Here is a 21999-nt window from a genome sequence, read left to right as displayed (position 1 = left end):
GTTCAGCGCGCCGCGCGTCGGGTCGAAACTCCGGTGGCGGGGGCGGCTGCGGTCGTCGTGGGGAGGCCGTGCAGCAGCGGCTGCGCACCATCGCCGATGATGGCGAACCCGGCCCAATAATAGGGATGCGAGGTTTGCTGGTCGTTCATCAGCTGGCTTTGCGTCGTCCACAGCGCATCGGCGACGCTTTCGCCATGAGGGGCCGCGAACAGGCCGCCGATCAGCCGCCTGGTCGCGTCGAAATCGTCGGGCGCCGGCCAGTGGCTTGCGATGACCGAACGCCCACCGGCGCCGATGAACGATCGGACGAGACCGTCGAGCGCACTGCCGCCGCCGCTGGCGACGCCGGCTTCGCGCGTTGCGGCGACCGAGGCGGCGCCCGCGGTATCGCACGCCGACAGGATCACCAGGTCGGCGTCGAGTTTCAGGTCGAAGATTTCCTGGAAGGTGAGCAGGCCGTCCGAATCCTTGTCGCCGAACGAGGTGACGAGGGCGGGGCGCGCCGGGCATGACGGCTTCGGCGCGGTGACGAGGCCGTGGGTTGCAAAATGGATGATGCGATAGTCGCTAAGGTCGCCGCGCTCCTTGACCGCGGTATCGGTGAAGGCGCCGCCGGTGAGCAGGGTCGAGCTGTCGCGCCCGATGGTGCTGCTTGCGGTCACGAGTTCGGCGGCCGAGATCGGACGTGCCCATTGCGAGGCGCTCCACTGGCAGGTGCCATCGACGCTGTCGCTCGCCGCGCCTCGGATGCCGAGTGAGGGCAGGACACCGCCGGCGAGCGGCAGATTTTCGCCAAGCCCGAAATATTGCCGCCGCGCGGTCGATGGCGGCGCCTGGCGCGCGTTGCGAAAAGCGAGCGCCGATACCGCGGTGCTCGGCCGGGTCGAGCGACCGAGCCAGGCGATGCCGCGCATGTCGAAGGGGTCGGCGGCGGGATCATTGACCCGCTGTTCATAGGCGGCGAGCCCGGTGTCGGAGGTGATGAGCAGGTTGACGGGAAGTTTCAGCATCGCGCCATCGGGTTCGAAGACAAGGTGCTTGACCGCCGGCAGGTGATCAGCGGCCGGGCCGAACAGCTGGACATAGAGTTTGCGCGCGGTGGCCGCGTCGAACGGATAAGTGACGCGGCGCCCGTTTTCGACCGTGGAAATCGTCGAGCGGATCGCATCGACGGCGTTTTCTAGGCCGTCGGCGTCGATGTCGGCGCGCCAGAGCTGGGCATTGCCCGGCTCGATCAGCATCGCATAGACAGCGTCGCCGACGACGAGCATCTTCAGATAGGCTTCGTCGGGGCGCAGTACCTGCTGCAATTCGCCGAGATCGAGCTTGCCCGACGATACGACGCGATATTGCGGGAACGCCGACAGTTTGGCGACGGTTTCGGCCTGCTGGAACGACAGATTGTCGATCTGTGTTTTCACGTCGGTGAGCCGTGCGGCGACCTCGCCGGTCGCGGGGAGCTGGATCAGGCGAGCTTCCTCGATCCGCGCGCGTTCGATGTCGCGATTGAGCGTCGTCGCCTGACGGAACAGCCGGGCGCCGTCGCCGTCGCCGCCCGACAATTCGCGCGCCAGCACGGCCTGCGTATCGGCGACGCCGGGACGAACCTGGAGCTGGCTGGCGACGAAGAAATCGGCGACGGCGGCGGGATCGGTCGGCGCGCGTGCCGCAAGCAGGCGGTAATAGGGCGCCATGATATTCGCCATGCCGGTCGACGACCGCTGCGTGTCGGCGAGCGCCTTTACCACCGCGTGATAGAGGGCGAGAGCCTCGTCGTCGCGGCCCTGGCGGGTCAGGAAGGCGGCGTAGCGCGCGCGGGCCGAAGCGAGCGCATTGGTTTCGGGATATTCGATCGCGAGCGCATCGACCGATTCGCGGAAGCGCGCATCCGCCGCGCCCATGTCGCCCAGTGCCTCTTCGGTCAGCGCAAGCTCGCCGAGCATCTGCGAACGCAGCCGGACGATCGAAGTGACACGCCCCTGCCGCACGGCCAGCGCGTCGGTCAGACCCTTGAGCTGGAGCTGCTTGGCGGTCTTCGCATCGCCGCGGAGGCGATCGACGGTGCCGAGCAGATGCGTCGCCTGTGCGTCGATGATCTGCGCGCGCTCGAGCGGGCTCAGACGCTCGCTGTCCGATGTCTGGCGGATGGCGCGGGCGTTGCTGCCGCTGTTGACCCCCGCGGTGATCGCAGGGGTCAGCGTGACGCTGCCGTCGGCGGTTTCGATCGACGCGGTGGTCGGCGGCACCGGACGCTGCAGGATTTCGGCGGCGCGCGCATAGTCGCGCTGGTTGAGCGCATCGATCGCCTGAAAATTGCGCCGCAGCCGCAATTGCACCGGGTCGCTCGTCGGGATCGCATCGACTTCGGCGAACAGGCGCGCGGCTTCGGCAAATTCGCCGAGGTTCGATTTCTGAAGCGCGCGGTTAAGCGTGAATTCGCTCGGATCAATGTCGCCGGTGGAGGCATCGTTCGCGGTGCGGCGCGACAGCGATTCGAAAAATTCGGCCGCTTCGGCATAGTCGCCGCTGTGGTTGCGGCGATAGCCTTCGGCGAGCGCCCGGTCGAGGTCGATCGTCCCGGCGAGCGTGCGCGCGAAGCCTTCGTCGCCGCCGCCAACCGATGTGGTCGCGACCTTGATGACGCCCGGTGCGACCTTGTGCTGGCGGATCGACTGGAGCGCGAGCGTCAGCGCGTCGCCATAAGCGGCAAAGCCTTCGGCGGTGTAGGCGGTCGCGCCGTCCATTTCGATGCGGCTCGCCCATTCGACGCTGCTGCCCTTGATCGTGCAGCGACCGTCGGCGCCGCAGGCAATGTTGGGATCGCGCGCCGCCGCCAGCCGCTGCACCGCGTCGGCTTCGCTGGCACGCAGCGCGCGGATATAACCGACGGGCTGGCTCGCGTCGCGGCAGACGATCACCCAGGCGCGGTCGAACATGCCCTTGACGACGGCGTCGCGGACCGTCGCCTGCACTTCGCACAGCGAGCCGCCCTGGCTGCCGATCGAAAAGCTGTCGCGGAGCGTCGGGTCTTCGCCTTGCGCCCAGGCCGGGACAGGCGCCGATGCGGCGAGCAGCGCCAGCAAGGACAGGCGAAACGCAGGTCGTACGGTCATCACGATATTCCCCCAGGGTCACGGCATCGGGCACCTGGCCATCTGGTTGGCGGCAAGGCGCAGTCTGTTGCTGCGGTACGACCCATTCCCGTTGCGGCGGACCCTAAACCCCTTGTGGCGAAAAGGGAAGTGATCTGCCGCACAGGCGGCTTGCGCGCCGGGGCGCGGCCACCTATCTGCCATCCCGACAGGGTCAATTTCCAAAAGAGGGTGAAATGAGCGGATTCGACGATCGTGAACGGGCTTTCGAGGCGAAGTTCGCCCGCGACCAGGAGGTGCAGTTCCGCATCACCGCACGCCGCAATCGCCTGCTCGGCGAATGGGCCGCCGAGCGCATGGGGCTGACGCCCGAGGAAACCGACGCCTATGCCAAGGCGGTCGTGCAGGCAGATTTCGAGGAAGCCGGCGACGAGGATGTGATCCGCAAGCTGGCTGGCGACCTGACCGCCGCCGCGGTCGAGATCAGCGACGCCGAAATCCGCTCGATGCTCAACGAAAAGACGGCCGAGGCGCGCCGCCAGTTCATCGACACGCAGAACTGATCGCGGAATCGGGCAGGACATCCGGCATGGGCATGCGCGAATCCCATTTGCGGGCGATGATCGAGGCGGCGCTTCCCGACGCGGAGGTGACGATCACCGATCTTGCCGGCGACAATGATCATTATGCGGCGCATATCGTCAGCGAATCCTTTCGCGGGTTGAGCCGCGTCGCGCAGCACAAGGCGGTCTATGCCGCGCTCGGCGGGCGCATGGGCGGCGAACTTCACGCCTTGCAATTGACCACCGCCATCCCTTCATAGGGGTATGACCCCAATGCGGCGCGCCCGCGCCCGTGCCGGAGACCTGTTATGACCGAAGCCACTCACGACCGCATTGCCAAGCTGGTCGCCGACAATCCCGTCCTGCTCTTCATGAAGGGCACGCCGCTTTTCCCGCAGTGCGGCTTTTCGTCGCGCGCCATTGCGATGCTCGACCGGCTTGGCGTCGAATATGCCAGCGTCGATGTGCTGCAGGACATGGAAATCCGGCAGGGCATCAAGGAATTTTCGGACTGGCCGACGATCCCCCAGCTCTATGTGAAGGGCGAATTCGTCGGCGGCAGCGATATCATGATGGAAATGTGGGAAGCCGGTGAGCTGCATCAGCTCGTCAACGGTCTTCCCGCGCGCGCCGACTGACATGACGCAGACCATCGGCTGACCGGCCGGGCCGGCGGTATAGACCGCGCGCCCGGCTCGACCTTGCCTATTGCCAGTCGACACGCAGCGGCGCTTCGCGAAAGGCGAAGCGGTCGAGATGACGCGCGACCGCGCCCTTCCAGTGCCTCGAGCTGGCCTTCGGCGCTCGCATCGATGCGAACCGACAGCGCGGCTTCGCCGGCGTCGAAGGTGACCAGCCCGTCGCCGGGCCAGTCCGCTCCGCGCGCGTCGCGCGGAAAGGTGACGGTGCCGTGATCGGCGGTGAAGGCGACCGCCAGATTATGCTGCCAATGCTTGCAAAGCTGCTGCAGATATTTGCTCGCATGCGCCGTGGGGACCTGCGCGGTGGCGGTATGGGTCATCTGAGCCTCCATCAAAGCCGCTCGATCTTCTGTGCCGCTTCGTCGATCCGCGCCACAATCTCGTGGAGCGTGGCTTCGTCGAGCTCGCGGTCGCGCAGCCGGTTCATCAATACGGCACGCAAATTGCCCATCGCCCGGCGCACTGAAGCGCTGTCGGTGCGCTGCTGCTCATCGCCGACTTCCGCCAGCCGCGCCAGCAGTTCGTCGACGAGCGCGGCATTGGCGTCGAGTTCGGCCTGACCCTCCGGCGTGATCGCGAAGAGCTTCTTGGCGCCCTCGCTGTCGGCAGCGGCAATCTGGCCCATGTCGTCGAGCAAGGTGAGGGTAGGGTAGATCACGCCGGGGCTGGGCGCGTAGGCGCCGCCCGTCAGTTCCTCGATCCGCCGGATCAGGTCGTAGCCGTGGCGCGGTTCGTCGGCGATCAGCCGCAACAGGACGAGGCGCAGTTCGCCGCTGTCGAACATCCGGCGACGCCGGCCGCGGCCCTCGTCATCGTGGCCGTGACGGCCGCCAAAGCCGCGCCCGCGGCCGAAGCCGGGTCCGAATCCGCGCCCGCCGTGTCGCATGCCATGGCGCATGCCGCATCCGCGATCGCCTCTATGTCCATGAAAGTGCATGTCTTTATCCTTCAGACTGTGTTTAGATAGCTCTAAGATATATCTTAAATAAAATTGCGCAAGGGGTTTTGCGATTTTATGCGCGAGCGCTCTGTGGCCGGAGCGGCTATTTCCCTTGACTCGCGGCCGCTCGCCGCTATTAGGCGCCCCCGTGTTGTCAGGGTTCCGATCCTGGCAATTCCGTCCGAGACAGTTGGTGCGGGGGATTTGCTCCGCTTAATTTCCAGCCTAGACGGGGAACAGTCTTTTTCGGTCGCCCGCCTGTATCCAGGCGCCCGCGGCTTGACCGACCCCATCGGACATCGCCACGCAACGGACAGACGGGATGCGTCCTTTCTGGCCTTTGCGTTCGTTAGCCGCCCGGCGGCGCGCCCTGTTGCGCGCATCCGGGCACAGAGTGGAGAAACAGGCATGGATCGTGCTCAAAAAGCCGATGCCGTATCCTCGCTGAACGCTACGCTGTCGAATGCGGCTTCGGTTGTGATCGTTCGCAACCTTGGTCTTACCGTCGCCCAGTCGACGGTGCTTCGCCAGCAGATGCGCGACGCGGGCGCGAGCTTCAAGGTCGCGAAGAACCGCCTGGCCAAGATCGCGCTCGAAGGCACGCCCTACACCGGCATCAGCGATTATCTGACCGGTCCCACGGCTATTGCCGCTTCCACCGATGCGGTGGCGGCTGCGAAGATCGCCGTGGAATTTGCCAAGACCAACGACAAGCTTGAAATCGTTGGCGGCGGCATGGGGGATGTGGTCCTCGACGTGGAAGGCGTGAAGGCGCTCGCTTCGCTGCCGTCGCTCGACGAGCTGCGCGGCACGCTTATCGGCCTGCTTCAGGCTCCGGCCACCAAGGTTGCCCAGATTGCGGCAGCCCCGGCTGGTCAGCTGGCGCGGGTCTTTGGTGCCTATGGCGCCAAGGAAGCGGCATAAACCCTACCTACCCTTACCAATTCACCGGGCTATCCCGGTTCTGATGGAGAATGAAAATGGCTGATCTTGCTAAGATCGTTGAAGACCTGTCGGCGCTGACCGTTCTGGAAGCTGCTGAACTTTCGAAGATGCTCGAAGAAAAGTGGGGCGTTTCGGCCGCCGCTGCTGTCGCCGTTGCCGCTCCGGCTGCTGGCGCTGGCGCTCCGGCTGCTGAAGAAAAGGACGAATTCGACGTCGTCCTGACCGGCGACGGTGGTCAGAAGATCAACGTCATCAAGGAAGTCCGCGCGATCACCGGCCTGGGCCTGGGCGAAGCCAAGGCGCTCGTCGAAGGCGCGCCGAAGGCCGTCAAGGAAGGTGTCAACAAGGCCGAAGCCGAAGACATCAAGAAGAAGCTGGAAGCTGCCGGCGCGACCGTCGAACTCAAGTAAGTTCGCTGTCGTTCGCAGCGGTTGCCGCCGGCTCCCGGCGGAACCATGGCGACAAGAAAAAGGGCGGTGCCTTGCGGCGCCGCCCTTTTTCCTTGAGCGACGAACGAACCGGACGCGCGCGGCTGGTCAGCCTCTGGCTCAGCCCTTGGCGAAACCGGGGCGCAGGCCCGGGAGCGCGGGGCGGGTGTCCGGACGATGCACTTCCTGCTGCGCCGGGGCCGGTTCGGGACGCTGGGCGATATCCCACGCGCTGGCGGGCTGACGGCGCATGTCCTTCTGTCCGGCAAGCAGCGCATCATAATCCATCCGTTCGCGGCGATCATAAAAGCGCGCGCGCTTCAGCCGCTTCTTGAGCGTCAGGAACGGATTGTCTTCGCTCGGCCCGGCCATCGCCAGCGCCTCATGGCGGCCCATGCTGCCGTGCGGCGCCGTGGCAAAGGCGGGCGTCGAACGCGGCTTGGCGGGAGGGGCCGTAAAGACAGGCGCACGATTGGCTTCGGGCGCCGGAGCGGTGGCGACGTCTTCGTAGCGCTTGTCCTCGACAGTAAAGTCGGTGCGGCGGCGACGCATCAAGGCGAACGCTGCGCCGCCAGCGAGTAGCAGCGCTGCGGCACCGCCTGCGATTTCCCAGGGGAAGGCGTCGCCGCCCGCGTCGGCGCGCTGTGCGACCATAGGATCTGCGGGTTCGGCGACCGGCGTCGCAAGCGGCGGCGTCAGCGCGCTGTCTTCGGCGAGCGTCGATGCGGTTGCGCTAGTCGGTGCGGCCGGTTCGGTTGCCGGGCTTGCCGGGGCGGCCGCGGGCTCGCGGGTCCGCTCGGCCGGTGCGGCTTTCGCCTGACGTTCGGCGCGCGGCGCAGGAGCGGCCTCCGCCTGCGGTTCCGCCACCTTCGGCGTTGCTTCGGTAGCTGGGGGCGCGACGTCGAGCGGCACGCGGATGACCGGCGCAGGTGCGGGCGTCGCAGCCTGCGTCGTCTGCGGAGCCGGTGCGGCGACCGGTGGCACCATCACAACCGGCGGCGCGACGGGTTCGGGCGCCATCGCGGGGGGCGTGGTTTCGGCCGGCGCGGTCTGCGCAAAGGCGGCCGGGGTGGACAGGACCAGGAACGCGGCCATCGCGCTCGTGGCAGGGCGGAGGAGGGGGAGCTTCTTCGTCATAGTGAAAGGAAAACGAACCGCGCGTGAAAAGCGCTGCCAAATGACAGCGCTTTTCACGACGAGCCGTGGCGGCCCGGCGATTGGACGAAGAATCTTGGCGTCTAGTGCTGGTCTTTACATGTACGACAAGCACCATTTGCCGCTTCTCTGCTTAATCTCCTGCGGCTTTGATCAAGCGCGCGGACTGCAGCATTGCCTTGCCTATACCGGTTTCGTCTGCCGAGAGGGTCAGGCAGTTGCCCTTGTATTTAGGCTTATCGCATACCTCCCAGACGTCGCCGGGAAAGACGGCTATGCTGCCGACAAGGAAATCATGCCCCAGGCTGGGATTATCTTTGGCGATGCGATAGGATTCGCCGTCGAACTTTTGACCCTTGAAAAGGGTGAGCGTCCCTTTGAGCGTCTTCGCATTCTCGTCGGCCGCGACGGGCGACGAGAGGAACGCCAAGACGGCAAACGCGGCTGCAAAGTGCTTCATGTCTGTCTCCTTTCCCCAATCAATGTGGAAATGACTCCGCCGCGTCAACCGCTGGCCGTCCTAATCGGCGACCCAATTGCCGTGAAAGCCGGGCGGGATCCGGTGCGGCAGATGGATCACCGCTTGCGGCGTGCCGGCAAAATCGTCGGCGTTGAGGATGACGAGTTCGCTCGTTTCCTTGTTCATGTCGACCACCAGGCCGATCAGCCAGCCGTCATCTTCGGCGCCCGCGGCGCTGCGCGGCACGAAGACGAACTCGCCGGGGTGGCGTCCCGCACCGAAATTGCGGGCTTCGGTCGTGCCTTTTTCCAGATCGTGACGAAAGAGGCGGGTATCGGCGATCGCCATTTCGACCGCGTCACCGCCCGGGATGGCGACGCTGTAGATATAGCGATAGGGGCGGGTGGTCAGGCGCTCGTCGTAGCGCGGAAATTCCTGCGGATGATCGTGCAGAACCGTGCGCGTCGTCGTCCCCGCCACCGGGTCGATCGTCCAGCGTTCCATGCGCGACCGTTCGCTGTCGGGGCCGCGCTTCGAGCGCGCGAACATCGTGTCGTGCGCGACGACATCGACGATGACCTTGCCGTCGGTGGTTTCGAACGCATTGGCGGGGTGAAAGACATAGCAGGGATCGACCGGCACCCACACCACCTCGTCGCCACGGCCTTTCCTGGGGAGGAGGCCGACCCGCGCGGGATGGGCTTCGTTCCACGCATAGGGAAAGCGATAGCCCGCAAGCAGCGACTTCATCGAAAAGGTGACCGGCAGATCGAACACCAGCACGTAATTTTCGGTGATGGCGCAGTCGTGGATCGACGGACCGTCGCTCACTGCAACCGCTTCCTCGCGGATCACCTGCGCTTTGTCGTCGAGTACGACGTGCCAGACCTTGTTCATTTCGTCGCCGCGGTAGGTGATCGCATGCGTCTCGCCGGTGAGCGGGTCATGATGCGGGTGCGCCGTATAGGGGCCGGCGAGCGTGCCATCAAAGGGGTTGTGGGCGATCGTCGCGAGTTGATCGTCGAGTTCGACGGGCTTGCCGCCCGCCTCGACGATCGCAAAGGTACGTCCCGCCAATCCGACGACATTGGTGTTGGGGGCATCGAAGCCGTCGGTGCGCGGGCCGGGGGGGATCGGCTCGCCGAGCTTTGCGCATGCCTCGGTCCCGCGCACCCAGCGGTTGCGATACCAGTGCGCCTGGCCGTCGCCGATGCGCAGCCCGTGGACCATGCCGGCGCCCGTGAACCAGTGGTAGCTCGCGGGATCGGGGGGGAGAGCCGGGTTGGGGCCATTGCGCAGATAACGCCCCGAAAGCGCCGCGGGAATGTCCCCGTCGACGCGCAGGGCCTCGATCGTCAATTCCTCGGTCATCGGTTTGTGGATGCCGGTCAGATAGGGATGCGCGTCGGTGGGGCGGGGCAGGCGCTTGCGGTTGAAATCGGCGACCTTGCCGATTCCTTTGGTGACCGCGCCGCGGATCAGCGTTTCCATATTGCTCGCCATGCCCTTCTCCTTTCGCTTGCGCGACCGACTCGCGATGTTTACAGTGCAAACATGATCGACGAAGATAACAGTGTCAACATGGAAAATGTCGATGCGGTGGCGACGCCGCGTGGCAAGGGCTATCATCATGGCGACCTGCGCGCTGCGGTGATCGCCGCCGGGATGAAGCGGCTGACCGAGGGCGACGATGCGGAACTCGGCCTGCGCGCGCTGGCGCGCGACGTCGGCGTCAGCGCGACCGCGCTTTACCGGCATTTCCCCGACAAGGAGGCGCTGCTCGACGCGCTGGCCGACGAAGGATTGCGGCGGCTGGGGGCGTTGCAGGCGCAGGCGTGGCTCAAGGCGGGCGGCGGCAAGGCGGGCTTTCTTGCGATCGGTATCGCCTATGTCCGCTTTGCGCACGAAGACCCCGCTATCTTTCGGCTCAGCTTCACGCGCCAGATGCCCGAACGCTATCGCGAAGCGGGGACCGATGGCGGCGAAACCGCCTTCAACCTGCTGCGCGTCGGGGTGTCGCAGGCGCTGCCGCAGCTCGATGCGCCCGACGTCGCGGCGCTCCACGCCTGGTCATTGGTGCACGGGCTGGCAATGCTGATTCTCGACCGCCGGATCGAATGGGACGAAGCGCGGGTCGAACAGGTCGTCGCAATGACTTTCGGCGGGTTCGACTAACGCGATGATTTGCAGAGATTTCGCGCCCGTTCCCGGCTAAACAGGTGGCGATGTTAGCCATTTGTTTTCCAGTTTTTGCCAGATAACGGGCATGACGCGGACACTCCCCCCACGAGTAGAAGCGACGTTCTGGTCGCTGCTGATGGCGCTTGGCTATTTCATGCTCGCCAGCCTGTCGCTGCATGCGACGAAGGGGGAGGACAATATCGCCGCGATCTGGCCGCCGAGCGGCTATTTCCTGGCGTTGCTGCTGTTGATGCCGGGGCGCGCACGACCGGCGGCGATCGGCGCCGCAGCGGCGGCCAGCCTTGCCGCGAACATGCTGAGCGGGGCGCCCTTCCTGATGGCGGCGATTTTCACGCTCGCCAATTCGGTCGAGGCGGGGCTCGCCTTCTGGATCGTTCGCCGCCGCGAGGGCGAGGACCTCTCGTTCATGGTGCCGCGCGCCGTCGCCAGCTTCTGCCTTGCGGTGATCGTGGCCAGCATGGCCAGTGCCTTGATCGCGGGGGGCGGTACGATGCTGGCTTTCGGCGGCATCGGCCTCGACTTCTTCCTCTCGTGGATGACGACCGTGGCGCTCGGCATGCTGATCGTGGCGCCGCCGTTGATCATGCTGACGCGGCTTGTCGCGTCGAAGGCGCTCGACAATGCGACCATGCGCATGAAGATCGAAGCGATCTCGGTGCTCGCGCTTGCGGCGCTGATTACCGCGGTCAGCTTCGAACAATCGCACTTTCCGGCGACATTCCTTCCGGTCATCGCGGTGATCGTCGCCGCCTATCGCGTCGGTCCGTTCGGCGCCGCGGCCGGCATGCTCATCATCGCCGGCATCGCGGCCTGGCTGACCGGGCAGGGGCACGGGCCGGTCGCGGCGATGGAGGCCAGCGTCAAGGAGCAGGTCTTCTTCCTGCAATTCTATCTGCTGGCGCTTCAGTCGACCGCGCTGCCGCTCGCTGCATCGCTCGTCGTCCAGCGCCGGCTCGCCAAACGGCTCGAGCAGAGCAATCGCTGGCTGGTGCAGGCCGAAGCGGCTGCGCTGGTGGGCCATTGGCGCGTCGATCTGATGCGCTGGACGATCCACTGGTCGGACCAGACCTATCGCATCCACGGGCTCGAACCCGGCGCGCCGGTCAGTGTGACGACCAGCGTCGAGCAATATGTCGAAGAGGATCAGCCCGCGGTGAGGACGATATTGGAAGAGGCGGTGCGCACCGGCGAACCCTTCGAATATCAGGGACGGATCATCCGCGCCGACGGCGCGATACGCTATGTCAAATCGCACGGTTCGATCGAGCGCGGGCGCGGCGGGCGCAGCATCGGCATTTTCGGTACGGTGCAGGATGTCACCGCGACGGTCGAAAACGCCCGCAGCCTGGAAGCCGCGCGCAGCATCGCCGAAGAAGCTGCGAACACCGACATGCTCACGGGTCTGCCCAACCGGCGCTCGACACTCGCGCTGCTCAATCGTGCCTTGCTGGCGGCAGGCGAGGGCCGGACGCAACTCGCAGTGGCGATTTTCGACATCGATCATTTCAAGCAGATCAACGATCGTCACGGTCATGCAGTGGGCGACGAGGTCATCCGCTGGGTGGGGCAGCGCGCGAAGGCTACGCTGCGCGAAGAGGATGTCGTCGGCCGCTATGGCGGCGAGGAATTTGTGTGCATCTTTCAGGGGCCGAGCGCCCGGTCGGCGGAACTGGTCGCCGAGCGCATTCGGGCATCGATTGAAAAGGCCGATGTCGAGGCCGAAGGCCCGGCGCATGTCACGATCAGCATCGGCCTCGCGGCCTATGCCGCCGACGCCAGCGTCGAGGAATTGCTGCACCGCGCCGACAAGGCGCTCTATCTCGCCAAGCGCGAAGGGCGCAACCGGCTGCGCATGGCGGCCTGATCCGCGGACAAAAAGAAGGGCGCGAGGGATGTCCCTCGCGCCCACCTTTAACCAATCGCGCTGCGATCAGTTGGCTTCTTTTGCCGTCGCTTCCGCGGGCGCCGGATCGGCTGCCGCTTCGGCGGTCGCCGCGGGCTGCGCAGCAGCCTTGGCTTCGGCAATCGCCGCCGCAAACTGCTCGGCGGTGAAGCTGGTCGCCAGACCCTGCTGCGACTGGAAGAAAGCCGACTTCGGCAAGCGCATGTCGCCTTCGGCGGTCGTCAGCACGACGGCGTCGGCTTCGACAACCTTGACCTTGCCAACGATAGCGGTGCCCTTGGCGCTGCGGATGTCGGCGCCGGGGACGAGCGCGGCGTTCAGCGCCGCGGTGGCGGCGGCGGCCTGCTGGTCGAGCCAGGCGGTGAGCTGTTCGAGGGTCAGCGTGATCGCCGGACCCTTGTCGGTTTCCATGAACGACGTCTTGGGAAGCGCGACCGATTTGCCGTCGACCGTGATGACGACATTCGGGTCGGCAACGCTGGCGATCGGGCCGATCGCCTTGCCGGCCGAATCATAGACGGTCGTGCCGGGTGCGAGATTGATGGTCGGCGCCGCGGCGGGCGCGCTCTGCGCGAATGCCGGCGCGCCGGCGGCCATCGCGAGGCCGAGAGAGAGGGACGTGACAATGCCTGCGATCTTGCGCATAGCTTCTTTTCTCCTTGGTGGTTTTTGGATTGACATGGACCTTGAACGCACCCGGCGACGCGAAGGCCATGCCAAAGCTGCCGAACCGTGGCAGAGCCGGGACGAAGCGAGCCGCGGCGCGCGACAGGCACGGAATATTCGCCCCGCAGCGACGTCAGGGAACGGATGGATGCGATAGGAAATGCTATCTTGGTGTCCGCCAATTGACAGCGGCCGACCCCGATCCTATATCCGCCGCACACCTTTCCGTCCGGGAAGCGGCCTGACTTTGCGCGGCAGGCGGCACGAATAGGGCGGTCGGGATTTCGAGATGCGTTGGAAAGCTGCGGTAAACCGGCAACGGTTGCTTGCGGCTTTTTTGCGTCTCTATCGCGCTCGCGAGTCGAATTTTTACAGGCGAGACAATCCTTTATGGCGACCAAGGCGAAGTCGGTGGGCAAGGCCCTCGAAGCAACCGCAACCAAGCGAATCCGCAAGCTGTTCGGCAACATCCACGAAGCCGTGGAAATGCCCAACCTCATCGAGGTGCAGCGCGAATCCTATGAACAGTTCCTGCGTTCCGACCCGTCGGTCGGTTACGTCTCGGGCCTCGAAAAGACGCTGCGCAGCGTGTTTCCGATCCGCGACTTCGCCGGGACCGCGGAGCTGGACTTCGTTCATTACGAACTCGAAGAGCCCAAATATGACGTCGAGGAATGCCGTCAGCGCGGCATCACCTATGCGGCGCCGATGAAGGTCACGCTGCGCCTGATCGTCTTTGAAGTCGACAGCGAAACCGACACGCGTTCGGTTCTCGATATCAAGGAGCAGGACGTCTACATGGGCGACATGCCGCTCATGACCGAGAACGGCACCTTCTTCATCAACGGCACCGAGCGTGTCATCGTCAGCCAGATGCACCGTTCGCCGGGTGTGCTGTTCGACCATGACCGCGGCAAGACCCACTCGTCGGGCAAATATCTCTTTGCCGCGCGCGTCATTCCGTATCGCGGTTCGTGGCTCGATTTCGAATTCGACGCCAAGGACATCGTCAACGTCCGTATCGACCGCAAGCGCAAGCTTCCGGTGACCAGCCTGCTGTATGCGCTGGGCATGTCGGGCGAAGAAATCCTGAACTTCTTCTACGACCGCATGATCTTCGAACGTGCGGCCGATGGCTGGAAGATTCCGTTCGTCCTCGAAAACTGGCGCGGCGCGAAGCCGGCGTTCGATATCGTGGACGCCAAGACCGGCGAAGTCGTGTTCGCTGCCGGCCACAAGATCAGCCCGCGCCTTGCCAACAAGGCGGCGAAGGACGGTCTTGAAACGCTGCTGATCCCGACCGAGGAAATCTTCGGCCGTTACAGCGCCTATGACCTGATCAATGAATCGACCGGCGAGATCTACATCGAAGCCGGTGACGAAGTGACCGCGGAAAATCTGGAAAAGATGGACGCCGCCGGCATCGACAAGCTGGTGCTGCTCGACATCGACCACAACAACACCGGTCCGTGGATCCGCAACACGCTGAAGGCCGACAAGGCCGAGGATCGCGATCAGGCGCTGAGCGACATCTATCGCGTCATGCGCCCCGGCGAACCGCCGACGCGCGAAACCGCCGACGCGCTGTTCGCGGGCCTGTTCTTCGATCCCGAACGCTATGACCTGTCGGCGGTGGGCCGCGTCAAGCTCAACATGCGCCTCGGCCTCGATGCAGAGGACACGGTGACGACGCTGCGCAGCGAGGACATCCTCGCCGTGGTCAAGGAACTGGTGAACCTGAAGGACGGCAAGGGCGAGATCGACGATATCGACAATCTCGGCAACCGCCGCGTCCGTTCGGTCGGCGAACTGCTCGAAAACCAGTATCGCGTCGGCCTGCTGCGCATGGAGCGTGCGGTCAAGGAGCGCATGTCGTCGGTCGACGTCTCGACCGTGATGCCGAACGATCTGATCAACGCGAAGCCGGCGGTTGCTGCGGTGCGCGAATTCTTCGGCTCGTCGCAGCTTTCGCAGTTCATGGACCAGACCAACCCGCTGTCGGAAGTCACCCACAAGCGCCGCGTCTCGGCGCTCGGGCCGGGCGGTCTGACCCGCGAACGCGCGGGCTTCGAAGTCCGCGACGTCCATCCGACGCACTATGGCCGTATCTGCCCGATCGAAACGCCGGAAGGGCCGAACATCGGTCTGATCAACAGCCTCGCGACGTTCGCGCGCGTCAACAAATATGGCTTCATCGAAACCCCGTACCGCCGCGTCGTCGACGGCAAGGTGACGAGCGAAGTCGTCTATCTGTCGGCGATGGAGGAATCGAAGCACACGGTCGCGCAGGCGAACGCCGATCTCAACCCCGACGGCAGCTTCGTCGAGGAGCTGATCTCGGCGCGTGAAGCCGGCGAATTCCTGATGGCGCCGCGCGAACAGATCACGCTGATGGACGTGTCGCCGAAGCAGCTGGTTTCGGTTGCGGCCTCGCTCATTCCGTTCCTGGAAAACGATGACGCCAACCGCGCGCTGATGGGATCGAACATGCAGCGTCAGGCCGTGCCGTTGTTGCGGGCCGAAGCGCCCGTCGTCGGTACCGGCATGGAAGGCACCGTCGCACGCGATTCGGGTGCGGCCATCGCGGCACGCCGCGGCGGCATCATCGACCAGGTCGATGCGACGCGTATCGTCATCCGTGCGACCGACCTTGTCGAACCCGGCAAGTCGGGCGTCGACATCTATCGCCTCCAGAAGTTCCAGCGGTCGAACCAGAACACCTGCATCAACCAGCGTCCGCTGGTGAAGGTGGGCGACGTGATCCGCACCGGCGACATCATCGCCGACGGTCCGTCGACCGAGCTTGGCGAACTGGCGCTCGGCAAGAATGTGCTCGTCGCGTTCATGCCGTGGAACGGCTACAATTATGAGGACTCGATCCTCATTTCCGAGCGTATCGTGAAGGACGACGTCTTCACCTCGATCCACATCGAGGAATTCGAAGTCACCGCCCGCGACACGCGCCTCGGGCCGGAGGACATCACGCGCGACATTCCGAACGTCGGCGAAGAAGCGCTCCGCAACCTCGACGAAGCGGGCATCGTCTACATCGGCGCCGAAGTCGGTCCGGGGGACATCCTGGTCGGCAAGATCACGCCGAAGGGCGAAAGCCCGATGACGCCGGAAGAAAAGCTTCTGCGCGCCATCTTCGGCGAAAAGGCCAGCGACGTGCGCGACACGTCGCTCCGCCTGCCGCCGGGCGTTTCGGGTACCGTCGTCGAAGTCCGCGTCTTCAACCGTCACGGCATCGACAAGGACGAACGCGCGATCGCGATCGAACGCGAAGAAATCGAGCGTCTGAAGCAGGACGCCGACGACGAGCGCGCGATCCTCAACCGCGCGACCTTCTCCAGCCTCAAGGAACTGCTGGTCGGCCAGGCCACCAGCGCGGTGCCGAAGGGCATGAAGAAGGGCGACGTGCTGACCGAAGATCAGCTTGCCGAACTCGATCGCGCCGACTGGTGGAAGCTCGCCGTCGTCGACGACAAGGCGCAGGCCGCGCTCGAAGCGATCAAGGCGCAGTATGACGACGCGATCAAGCGGATCAACGCGAAGTATGAAGACCGCGTCGAAAAGCTGCAGCGCGGCGACGAACTCGCGCCGGGCGTGCTCAAGATGGTCAAGGTCTTCGTTGCCATCAAGCGCAAGCTGCAGTCGGGTGACAAGATGGCCGGCCGCCACGGGAACAAGGGTATCATCAGCCGCATCCTGCCGATCGAGGACATGCCGTTCCTCGAAGACGGCACGCATGTCGACGTGGTGCTCAACCCGCTGGGCGTGCCTTCGCGTATGAACGTGGGTCAGATCCTCGAAACGCACCTCGGCTGGGCATCGCGCGGTTTCGGCCGTCAGATCACCGCGGCGCTCGAAGATTGGCGTGCGGCAAACCCGAACCCCGAAGCGGGCGCGCCGCCTGAAGCGGTGCGTGAGGCGCTGCTCACCGCCTATGGCGACGATTATGCCGACGACATCAAGGGTCGCAGCAATGATCAGATCGTCGAGATGGCGGGCCGCCTGTCGCTCGGCATTCCGTTCGCGACGCCGGTGTTCGACGGTGCGCGCGAAGGCGATGTGTCGACGATGCTCGAACGCGCCGGGCTCGACCGGTCGGGTCAGGTCGATCTGTACGACGGCCGCACGGGCGATCGTTTCGACCGCAAGGTGACGGTGGGATATATGTATATCCTGAAGCTCCATCACCTTGTCGACGACAAGATCCACGCGCGCTCGATCGGGCCGTACAGCCTCGTCACCCAGCAGCCGCTGGGCGGTAAGGCGCAGTTCGGCGGCCAGCGCTTCGGTGAAATGGAAGTGTGGGCGCTTCAGGCTTATGGCGCCGCCTACACGCTGCAGGAAATGCTGACGGTGAAGTCGGACGACGTGATCGGCCGCACCAAGGTTTACGAAGCGATCGTCAAAGGCGACGACACCTTCGAGGCCGGCATTCCCGAAAGCTTCAACGTGCTCGTCAAGGAAATGCGCTCGCTGGGCCTCAACGTCGAATTGTCGTCCTATTCGGACGATGACGACGATCAGGGTCCGGACGCTCTTCCCGAAGCCGCCGAATGATTTTCCTCACCCCCTTCCGCCAGCGGCGGAGGGGGGAAGAGTGGAGCTAGAATATGAACCAGATTACCAACTTCATGAACCCGGTCGCGAAGCCCGAAACCTTCGACATGATCAAGATCGGCATCGCGAGCCCGGAGCGTATCCGCTCGTGGTCGTTCGGCGAGATCAAGAAGCCCGAAACGATCAACTACCGTACGTTCAAGCCCGAACGCGACGGCCTGTTCTGCGCGCGCATCTTCGGTCCGATCAAGGATTATGAATGCTTGTGCGGCAAGTACAAGCGCATGAAATACAAGGGCATCGTCTGCGAAAAATGCGGTGTCGAAGTCACGGTGACCAAAGTCCGCCGCGAACGCATGGGCCATATCGAACTCGCCGCCCCCGTCGCGCACATCTGGTTCCTGAAGTCGCTGCCGTCGCGCATCGGCCTGCTGCTCGACATGCAGCTCAAGCAGCTTGAGCGCGTCCTCTATTTCGAAGCCTATATCGTTCTCGAACCCGGCCTGACGCCGCTCGAGAAGTTCCAGCTTCTGACCGAGGACGAACTGCTCGACGCGCAGGACGAATATGGCGAGGACGCCTTCTCGGCCGGGATCGGCGCCGAGGCGATCCGCGTGCTCCTCGAAGGGCTCGACCTCGAACAGGAACGCGTCGACCTGATGGAAGAGCTGGCGACGACCAAGTCGGAGCTGAAGCCCAAGAAGATCATCAAGCGTCTGAAAGTCGTCGAAAGCTTCATCGAATCGGGCAACCGGCCCGAATGGATGATCCTCGAAGTCATTCCGGTCATCCCGCCCGAACTGCGCCCGCTGGTGCCGCTCGACGGCGGCCGCTTCGCGACGTCGGATCTCAATGACCTGTATCGCCGCGTCATCAACCGTAACAACCGCCTGAAGCGCCTGATGGAGCTGCGTGCGCCGGACATCATCGTCCGCAACGAAAAGCGCATGCTGCAGGAAGCCGTCGACGCGCTGTTCGACAACGGCCGCCGCGGCCGCACGATCACCGGTGCCAACAAGCGTCCGCTGAAGTCGCTGTCCGACATGCTCAAGGGCAAGCAGGGCCGCTTCCGTCAGAACCTGCTCGGCAAGCGCGTCGACTATTCGGGCCGTTCGGTCATCGTGACCGGTCCCGAACTCAAGCTGCACCAGTGCGGCCTGCCGAAGAAGATGGCGCTCGAACTGTTCAAGCCGTTCATCTACGCGCGCCTCGACGCCAAGGGTCTGTCGATGACCCTGAAGCAGGCGAAGAAGTGGGTCGAAAAGGAACGCAAGGAAGTCTGGGACATCCTCGACGAAGTCATTCGCGAGCACCCGGTCCTCTTGAACCGCGCCCCGACGCTTCACCGCCTCGGCATCCAGGCGTTCGAACCCGTGCTGATCGAGGGCAAGGCGATCCAGCTTCACCCGCTGGTCTGCGCCGCGTTCAACGCCGACTTCGACGGCGACCAGATGGCCGTGCACGTCCCGCTGAGCCTCGAAGCGCAGCTGGAAGCGCGCGTGCTGATGATGTCGACCAACAACATCCTCAGCCCCGCGAACGGCAAGCCGATCATCGTTCCGTCGCAGGACATGGTCCTCGGCCTCTATTATCTGTCGATGGAACGCGAAGGCGAACCGGGCGAGGGCATGCTGCTGGCCGACATGGCCGAAGTGCACCAGGCGCTCTACACGGGCGCGGTTACGCTGCACTCGAAGATCACCAGCCGCGTTCCGCAGACCGACGAAGCCGGCAATGAATATCTGCGCCGCTTCGAAACAACGCCGGGCCGCATGCTGATCGGCGAATGCCTGCCGAAGTCGCACACCGTGCCCTTCGACGTCGTCAACCGCCTTCTGACCAAGAAGGAAATCGGCGATGTGATCGATCAGGTCTATCGTCACACCGGCCAGAAGGAGACGGTGCTGTTCGCCGACGCGATCATGGCGCTGGGCTTCCGCCACGCGTTCCGTGCCGGCATCTCGTTCGGCAAGGACGACATGATCATCCCCGACGCCAAGGAAAAGCTGGTCGACGAGACCCGCGCGCTGGTGAAGGATTTCGAGCAGCAATATCAGGACGGCCTGATCACGCAGCAGGAAAAGTACAATAAGGCCATTGATGCGTGGTCGCAGTGCGGCGACAAGGTCGCGAACGCGATGATGGACGAAATCCGGGCGACGCCGAAGCTCGACGACGGCCGGCTTGCTCCGGTCAACTCGATCTACATGATGGCACACTCGGGCGCGCGTGGTTCGCCGGCGCAGATGAAGCAGCTCGCCGGCATGCGCGGCCTGATGGCCAAGCCGTCGGGCGAGATCATCGAAACGCCGATCATCTCGAACTTCAAGGAAGGCCTGACCGTTCTCGAGTATTTCAACTCGACCCACGGTGCCCGTAAGGGTCTGGCCGACACCGCGCTCAAGACGGCGAACTCGGGTTACCTGACCCGCCGTCTGGTCGACGTGTCGCAGGACTGCGTCGTGATCGAGGATGATTGCGGCACGACCCGTGGTATGGAAATGCGCGCGATCATCCAGGGCGGTTCGACGATCGCCTCGCTGGGCGAGCGCATCCTGGGCCGTACGACGCTCGAGGATGTTGCCGACAAGGACGGCAATGTCATCGCTCCCGTCGGCACGCTGCTCGACGAAGCCACGGTCGCCCGGATCGAGGAAGCCGAAGTGCAGGCGGTGAAGATCCGCTCGCCGCTGGTCTGCGAAGCCAGCCTGGGCGTCTGCGCCAAATGCTACGGCCGCGACCTTGCGCGCGGTACGCCGGTGAACATCGGCGAAGCGGTCGGCGTCATCGCGGCGCAGTCGATCGGTGAACCGGGCACGCAGCTGACGATGCGGACCTTCCACATCGGCGGTGCGGCGCAGGTCAACGAACAGTCGAACCTTGAAGCGATTTCGGACGGCACGATCGAATATCGCGACATGGAAACGATCGTCGACCAGCGCGGTCGCCGTCTGGCGCTGTCCCGTTCGGGCGAAATCGCGGTCATCGACAGCGAAGGCCGCGAACGTGCGACGCACAAGCTGCCCTATGGTGCGCAGATCATGCACAAGAACGGCGAGAAGGTGAAGAAGGGCGACCGGATTGCCGAATGGGATCCGTTCACCATGCCGCTCATCACCGAAAAGAACGGCATCGTGAAATATCAGGATCTGGTCGATGCCAAGACCCTGACCGAACAGGTCGACGAAGCGACAGGTATCGCCCAGCGCGTCGTGATCGAATATCGCACCACCGGTCGCGGCAAGAAGGAAGACCTTCAGCCGCGCCTGACCCTGCTCGACGATGCTTCGGGTGAAGCAGCGCGCTATCTGCTCGCGGTCGGCACGATGATCTCGGTCGAAGACGGTCAGGAAGTGAAGGCGGGCGACGTTCTGGCCCGTGTCACCCGCGAAGCGTCGAAGACGCGCGACATCACCGGCGGTCTGCCGCGTGTTGCCGAGCTGTTCGAAGCGCGCATTCCGAAGGACAATGCGGTCATCGCAAAGCTTTCGGGCCGCATCGAATTCGTCAAGGATTACAAGGCGAAGCGGAAGATCGCGATCGTTCCGGAAGAGGGCGATGCGGTCGAGTATCTGATCCCAAAATCCAAGGTGCTCGAAGTGCAGGAAGGCGACTATGTGAAGCGCGGCGACGCGCTGATCTCGGGCTCGCCGAATCCGCACGACATCCTCGACGTGATGGGTGTCGAAGCGCTGGCCGAATTCCTCGTCGCGGAAATCCAGGAAGTCTACCGACTGCAGGGCGTGAAGATCAACGACAAGCACATCGAGGTGATCGTTCGCCAGATGCTGCAGAAGGTCGAGATCACCGATGGCGGCGACACCACGCTGCTGCCGGGCGAACAGCTCGATTATCTGGAGATGATGGAATATAACGCCAAGCTGCCGAAGAACGGCAAGCCCGCCGAAGGGCGCCCGGTTCTCCTGGGCATCACGAAGGCGAGCCTGCAGACGCGCAGCTTCGTCTCGGCGGCATCGTTCCAGGAAACGACCCGCGTCCTCACCGAAGCATCGGTGCAGGGCAAGGTCGACTCGCTGATGGGCCTCAAGGAAAACGTCATCGTCGGCCGCCTCATCCCGGCGGGTACCGGCGCGGCGATGAACCGCATCCGCGTCACCGCCTCGTCGAAGGACGCGGCGCTGCGTGCCGCCATGCGCGCTGCCAATGAAGCGCATCTCATCGCGCCGCAGACCGCGGCCGAAGAGCATGCCGCCGAACTGGCGCAGGGCCCCGAAGCGGCGATGGGCGACGATCCGCTCGGCGCGGTCGAAGGGGAAACCCACGGCACCGACGCCGATGCCGGCGATTATCTGATCCAGAGCGACGAGGACTAAGTCCTCGCGCCCTGGGGCTGCAGATACGCCACCGAAGAAAA

General features: G+C 64.5%; 15 protein-coding genes and 1 pseudogene. 9 read left to right on the top strand and 7 right to left on the bottom strand.

Annotated features, from left to right (window positions below):
- Window positions 1-2: 2 nt before the first annotated feature.
- Entirely contained in the window at window positions 3-3113 is a 3111-nt protein-coding gene (locus EBMC1_RS00880; protein WP_003039186.1) for a CHAT domain-containing protein, read from the bottom strand.
- Between the two features lie 215 nt (window positions 3114-3328).
- Here EBMC1_RS00880 and EBMC1_RS00875 point away from each other — a divergent pair, with 215 nt between their 5' ends.
- From EBMC1_RS00875 to grxD, 3 genes are read left to right on the top strand one after another with little or no spacing between them, the layout of a single operon-like run.
- Window positions 3329-3655, top strand: a complete 327-nt coding sequence (locus EBMC1_RS00875; protein ID WP_003039183.1) for a DUF1476 domain-containing protein — start codon at window positions 3329-3331, stop codon at window positions 3653-3655.
- Between the two features lie 26 nt (window positions 3656-3681).
- Window positions 3682-3915: a BolA/IbaG family iron-sulfur metabolism protein gene (locus tag EBMC1_RS00870; protein ID WP_003039181.1), complete on the top strand. Its 234-nt coding sequence runs from the start codon at window positions 3682-3684 to the stop codon at window positions 3913-3915.
- Between the two features lie 48 nt (window positions 3916-3963).
- The gene (gene grxD, locus EBMC1_RS00865; RefSeq protein WP_003039178.1) at window positions 3964-4293 is read left to right on the top strand and encodes a Grx4 family monothiol glutaredoxin; all 330 of its coding nucleotides are present in this window, start codon (window positions 3964-3966) and stop codon (window positions 4291-4293) included.
- Window positions 4294-4360: 67 nt separating this feature from the next.
- On the opposite strand, the pseudogene EBMC1_RS00860 reads toward grxD, so the two are convergent.
- Both EBMC1_RS00860 and EBMC1_RS00855 read right to left on the bottom strand, forming a co-directional pair.
- Window positions 4361-4676 (bottom strand): annotated as a pseudogene (locus EBMC1_RS00860) (DUF2218 domain-containing protein).
- 11 nt (window positions 4677-4687) lie between these two features.
- A complete protein-coding gene (locus tag EBMC1_RS00855; protein ID WP_003039172.1) occupies window positions 4688-5254 on the bottom strand; it encodes a PadR family transcriptional regulator in 567 nt (188 codons plus the stop codon).
- 450 nt (window positions 5255-5704) lie between these two features.
- On the opposite strand from EBMC1_RS00855, the gene rplJ reads away from it, so the two are divergent.
- Both rplJ and rplL read left to right on the top strand, forming a co-directional pair.
- Entirely contained in the window at window positions 5705-6220 is a 516-nt protein-coding gene (rplJ, locus tag EBMC1_RS00850; protein WP_003039169.1) for a 50S ribosomal protein L10, read from the top strand.
- 56 nt (window positions 6221-6276) lie between these two features.
- A complete protein-coding gene (gene rplL / locus EBMC1_RS00845) occupies window positions 6277-6651 on the top strand; it encodes a 50S ribosomal protein L7/L12 (protein WP_003039166.1) in 375 nt (124 codons plus the stop codon).
- A gap of 138 nt (window positions 6652-6789) precedes the next feature.
- Here rplL and EBMC1_RS17670 read toward each other — a convergent pair whose 3' ends face one another.
- From EBMC1_RS17670 to EBMC1_RS00830, 3 genes are all read right to left on the bottom strand, one after another.
- Window positions 6790-7806: a hypothetical protein gene (locus EBMC1_RS17670; RefSeq protein ID WP_051066286.1), complete on the bottom strand. Its 1017-nt coding sequence runs from the start codon at window positions 7804-7806 to the stop codon at window positions 6790-6792.
- 151 nt (window positions 7807-7957) lie between these two features.
- Window positions 7958-8284: a beta/gamma crystallin-related protein gene (locus EBMC1_RS00835; protein WP_003039158.1), complete on the bottom strand. Its 327-nt coding sequence runs from the start codon at window positions 8282-8284 to the stop codon at window positions 7958-7960.
- Window positions 8285-8344: 60 nt separating this feature from the next.
- Window positions 8345-9787, bottom strand: a complete 1443-nt coding sequence (locus tag EBMC1_RS00830) for an 8'-apo-carotenoid 13,14-cleaving dioxygenase (protein ID WP_003039155.1) — start codon at window positions 9785-9787, stop codon at window positions 8345-8347.
- 51 nt (window positions 9788-9838) lie between these two features.
- Between EBMC1_RS00830 and EBMC1_RS00825 the strand changes: the two genes are divergently transcribed.
- Both EBMC1_RS00825 and EBMC1_RS00820 read left to right on the top strand, forming a co-directional pair.
- The gene (locus tag EBMC1_RS00825) at window positions 9839-10459 is read left to right on the top strand and encodes a TetR/AcrR family transcriptional regulator (RefSeq protein WP_003039152.1); all 621 of its coding nucleotides are present in this window, start codon (window positions 9839-9841) and stop codon (window positions 10457-10459) included.
- Between the two features lie 91 nt (window positions 10460-10550).
- Window positions 10551-12350 (top strand): sensor domain-containing diguanylate cyclase, encoded by a 1800-nt coding sequence (locus EBMC1_RS00820; protein ID WP_040589098.1) that lies wholly within the window; start codon window positions 10551-10553, stop codon window positions 12348-12350.
- A 66-nt stretch (window positions 12351-12416) separates the two neighbouring features.
- On the opposite strand, the gene EBMC1_RS00815 is transcribed toward EBMC1_RS00820, so the two are convergent.
- Window positions 12417-13034, bottom strand: coding sequence for a hypothetical protein (locus EBMC1_RS00815; RefSeq protein ID WP_003039148.1), 618 nt, complete (start codon window positions 13032-13034; stop codon window positions 12417-12419).
- 411 nt (window positions 13035-13445) lie between these two features.
- Here EBMC1_RS00815 and rpoB point away from each other — a divergent pair, with 411 nt between their 5' ends.
- Both rpoB and rpoC read left to right on the top strand, forming a co-directional pair.
- On the top strand, window positions 13446-17624 hold the full coding sequence (gene rpoB, locus EBMC1_RS00810) for a DNA-directed RNA polymerase subunit beta (protein WP_040589096.1): 4179 nt from the start codon (window positions 13446-13448) through the stop codon (window positions 17622-17624).
- A 53-nt stretch (window positions 17625-17677) separates the two neighbouring features.
- Window positions 17678-21958: a DNA-directed RNA polymerase subunit beta' gene (gene rpoC / locus EBMC1_RS00805; RefSeq protein WP_003039143.1), complete on the top strand. Its 4281-nt coding sequence runs from the start codon at window positions 17678-17680 to the stop codon at window positions 21956-21958.
- Window positions 21959-21999: the final 41 nt, after the last annotated feature.

Source organism: Sphingopyxis sp. MC1 (assembly GCF_000371385.1).
Lineage (GTDB): Bacteria > Pseudomonadota > Alphaproteobacteria > Sphingomonadales > Sphingomonadaceae > Sphingopyxis > Sphingopyxis terrae.
Note: the sequence above shows the minus strand (reverse complement) of the source record. Positions and strands in the feature narration are given on the sequence as shown.